This is a genomic window from Kitasatospora sp. NPDC088742, from assembly GCF_055584905.1.
The window spans coordinates 1-4183 of the sequence record NZ_JBVJLD010000109.1 but is presented as its reverse complement, the minus strand read 5'-3'; the positions used below and the strand labels follow the sequence as shown (position 1 = coordinate 4183).

At 31.0% G+C, this 4183-nt stretch carries 2 protein-coding genes; one reads left to right on the top strand and one right to left on the bottom strand.

The features are described 5' to 3' along the window. Positions 1 to 472: 472 nt before the first annotated feature. The gene (locus ACZ6ZR_RS38580; RefSeq protein ID WP_387254717.1) at positions 473 to 2062 is read left to right on the top strand and encodes a hypothetical protein; all 1590 of its coding nucleotides are present in this window, start codon (positions 473 to 475) and stop codon (positions 2060 to 2062) included. Between the two features lie 530 nt (positions 2063 to 2592). On the opposite strand, the gene ACZ6ZR_RS38575 is transcribed toward ACZ6ZR_RS38580, so the two are convergent. Continuing rightward, positions 2593 to 4183: recombinase family protein (locus tag ACZ6ZR_RS38575; protein WP_402607542.1), on the bottom strand; the 1591-nt coding region annotated here is incomplete at its 5' end.

The window sequence follows — 4183 nt, the reverse complement described above, 5'->3', positions numbered from 1 at the left end:
CATGTTTTTCAAATGGTCTATACACAAATAAACCTCCTGTTAATCCATGATAGGTGATTATTTCTGAATTCTTTAGAATAGTGAACTTTTTCACTTGAAAACGCTAACAATACACATTAAAAAGTGTATATGAATTTAAACCTTTTCTGTTAGTAAAGCTCGTGTTAAAGCAAAATAAGCACCTACGAAAATGAATTTTGTATTGAAACATATTATTCCTCCGTATAGGAACGATAAATGACATTTAAATGACAAAGATTTATTTTATATACAAATTATGTATAATTTGGTATTGTATTAATATGCATAAAAGGTATCATGACAATTTTGCATAAATATAAATTAATGGTGCTAGTATCATGTGATTAGAAAGGAAGGTGGTTCAATGGTTGTGTGATATTTTTATAGAACATTTTACCTTATGTTGAATTTTTTGATTGGATGAAAAATTTTTTAGAAAGAAGGAATCTTAATGAAAATTAGACGGTCTTTAATATCTGGCCTAGCTGTTACCATGCTGTTTAGCGTAGGTTCAGTATCTTATGCTTCAAATGATACTCAATTATCTAATACTGAAGTAAGTGAGTATACAAACGACACCGACATGACCTTAGAAAATGGGCTACAAGGCACAGATACTATTAAGGGTATTGATTTGAGTAATGTTGTTGAGAACGCTCTTCAAGTGGAAAATATAACTGCATTAGAAAACGAGTTATCAACAGAAGCAACTAATACTACTCCTGTTACAAAATCAACAATGAACCACGAAGCAGTTGCAGATGATTATGTTCTTCCTAAGTCTTTTTTAGAAAACATTGACGCTGGTAAGGCTATGACTACATTCAAGGGTGACACTATTAAAAACAACGATACTGCGGGAATGAGCCGTGCTGTTGGCAACAATTCACCTGATACAGCTATATTTTTAGATGAAACATACTATGACCAACCTTTAAACGACTACATTATCGGGGACGGAGTGCCAAATTGGTATTATGTTTATGCGCCTACTACTTCAAAAATCAACTTTTATTTATCACAGGCTACAAACCAAGATACTGATGTATATGTATATAATCTGAATTTAACTACGGGCGTACTTTCGTTGGTAGATTATTCGATAAATGATGGGCAATTGTCCGAATCAATCGGTTATATGGCAGACGAGGGTTATTATTTCTTCCGTGTGGAGCCAAACGGTACAACAAATAGTAATGCTTACACTTTTTTGACAAATCTAAACAATACTTACGATCAGTATGAGAAAAACGACAGTCCAAATGACAATTTAACACTTTTCACTGGCAAAATGGATGTCAATGCAAATATTGACTTTATGTTTGATTCTGATTGGTACTTATTCAAACCATCAAGTGCAGGCAAACATTATGTTAGTTTAAACAATGTTCCGTCCGACGCTCAATATGCTTTTTACATTTATAATGAAAATTTGGGTAGTATGGGTAGTTTTTTAAGTAGCGGTAACGAATCCAGATGGTTAGAATTGGAATCGAATAAGAACTACTACATAAGAGTGGAATCCTATGATGGTAAATATACTCCACAATCTCCATATAATGTTACTGTAGTAAAAGCACCTCCTGCACCTCCGTCTATTTCAGCTGATACCTATGATGTTTATGTAAACGGACAAGCCATTGATATTAAATGGGAATATCAATTTGCTTCAAAACCTAATAATGGATATTATTCAAGAAATGAAAGTACCTTGTTAAACAGGAACGGCACGTCAACAATTGGTAATGTATATAAAGGTACATTTAAAGGTTTCAACAAAACCATTCAAAATGCTTTGTTGATAGAAGCGAATTACGTTGGGTTTTACGATTACATGTATCGATTTGGCAATATTACTGCCCCATCAGGCGAGCCTACAAGAAATCAGTGGCACTATTCGGATGGGACATATGCTAATATCGGCACTTTTATTTACAATATCGACACGGGTAAAATCGAAGATAACTTAGGAAGTTACCCTTATTCATATCGTGGGGTAGATTGGAGCTTCAATGCAACCCAACAAATAAAAAGTCGGTAAGGGTTTTTTTGTAACGGATCGCACTATATAACAGAAATATGCAATAACATGTTGTATAAGTATTGAGCGTACGTTAGAATGACATCCTATAAGAAAAATTTTAAAGACTTCACAAAAAGGTGATCCCAAACCATTTATTTTAAATGGTTTGGGATTTTTAAATTTGTTTTAAACGATTATATGTCTGTGTATTGGATTTTAAAAAGCAAACATTTAATTTTTTATGTTGCTATAAGCTTTTCAAACAAAGTGAAATTTTATTAGTACTTTGCGACTCATTTCACACAAAACATTACAGATTTAAGTAATAGGACAAATCTTATTATTCATAATATACTTAGAACCAAATTTTACATCCAAGAATTTGATTGTTGTTTAACCCTTTTGAAATTAAAGGAGGGATGAATATGAAAAACAACAAAGTAACAAAAGTGCCAGAAATTATTATCACTAAAGCAAAAAATCCGAATTATAAAGCAGTAGCCCAAGCACTAATTAAATATGCTTCAAAAAAATAAAGACACATTCCCTTACATGGATGTGTCTTTTTCTATTAATTCAATTGAAAATTTATCGTCAGTATTAATTAAAACAACTTTTTCAAAAAGTAGACTAAACTGTCTATTTTGCTCTTCAGTTTCAATACCTTCGTATGTTTTTAAAAAATCTAAAGCTTTTTTCTTCAGATCAACGGTGCTTTCTTCACTCATTGTTTCTAATCTATTATTTGTTTCTATAAGTAAAGAATTTAGTTCTTTCAATTCTTGTTCTAATTGTGGCATTATCTTCACATATTTAGTTTCTTTTAGAATACCTTTAATCAGATACATATCAGTATTTTCGATTTCTTCTTCTTTTTCTTTTATCTTGCGATCTAACCTTTTTATATCTTGTAGGATAGCAATTTTTTTATCATTAGTATTATAAATTGTAGCGTTTAAAATTTCTTCTCTAATAGCCTCTTTATATTTATTAATAGCTTTATAAAAATAGGGCAATAAGAAGTTCAAACTAACAGATTTATGAGGACATTTATGTTCAAAGTTCTCACCATATGAATTTTTACAATTACTTATTTGATAAGAAATGATACCTTCCTTATTTTCATATGATTTATGAATGGGCAAGCGATGCCCACAAATACCACAATATATCAACCTGTCTAAAGGTGTGTTTATTTTTGTGTAACGTATGCCTTGTTTATTTCTTGAACGAGAATCTATCATCTTTTTAATTTTATGATACTCTTCTATAGTCATCAAAGGTTCGTGTGTTTCTGTTATAATAACGTCTTCACCAAACATTAGACTATTGTAATGTGATTCGCCTAAATACACTCTATTTTCAAAGAGTCGAGTAATTGTAGTAGCAGCTTTGAATTTTTTTCCCTGCTTTGTAGTATATCCTCTTAAATTTAATTCGAGTATAACTTCGTTAATTGTATAACCCTCAATAACCTTTTCAACAATCAATCTAAAGGCTTTACTTTCAACTGGGTGTGGTAGTAATTTATTTTTCACTTTTATATAACCAAATGGAGTTTTATTTACATATGAACCATTTTTAGCGGTTTGAAGTTTTGTTTGATTCATACGGTGGGCATAGTTATGTAATTCGTGTTCATTAACTGCACCTCGTACAATATTTGCCAAAAATTGAGTTCTATCATTGGGGTTAATAATGCCTTCTCTATCAGAAAAAATCACTATGTCAGTGCCCTTTAAATCCTCATATACGTTCGTTTGTTCATATACAGTACGATACAGTCGTGATTCTTCTAAAACTACAATCATATCATGCTGCCCTTGTAAGCAAGCATTTAACATTTTTCTATATTCTATACGGTCTAGTTTAGTTGATTTAGCAACGAAATCATTATAAATGACATAATCATTAATTTCGTTTTTTTTACAAAATTCCAATAATCTTTGCATATTGGATTCTAAAGTTTCTTCTTCTGTTTTACCTTTTTTCTTTTTAGACTTTCTTAAATACAACGCTTTAGGCTTATTAGATTGAAGTATGACATGTTTTTCAAATGGTCTATACACAAATAAACCTCCTGTTAATCCATGATAGGTGATTATTTCTGAATTCTTTAGAATAGTGAACTTTTTCACT

Bases quoted from the DNA above. Each gene is read 5' to 3' on its own strand.
- ACZ6ZR_RS38580 (WP_387254717.1), top strand. From the start codon at position 473: ATGAAAATTAGACGGTCTTTAATATCTGGCCTAGCTGTTACCATGCTG.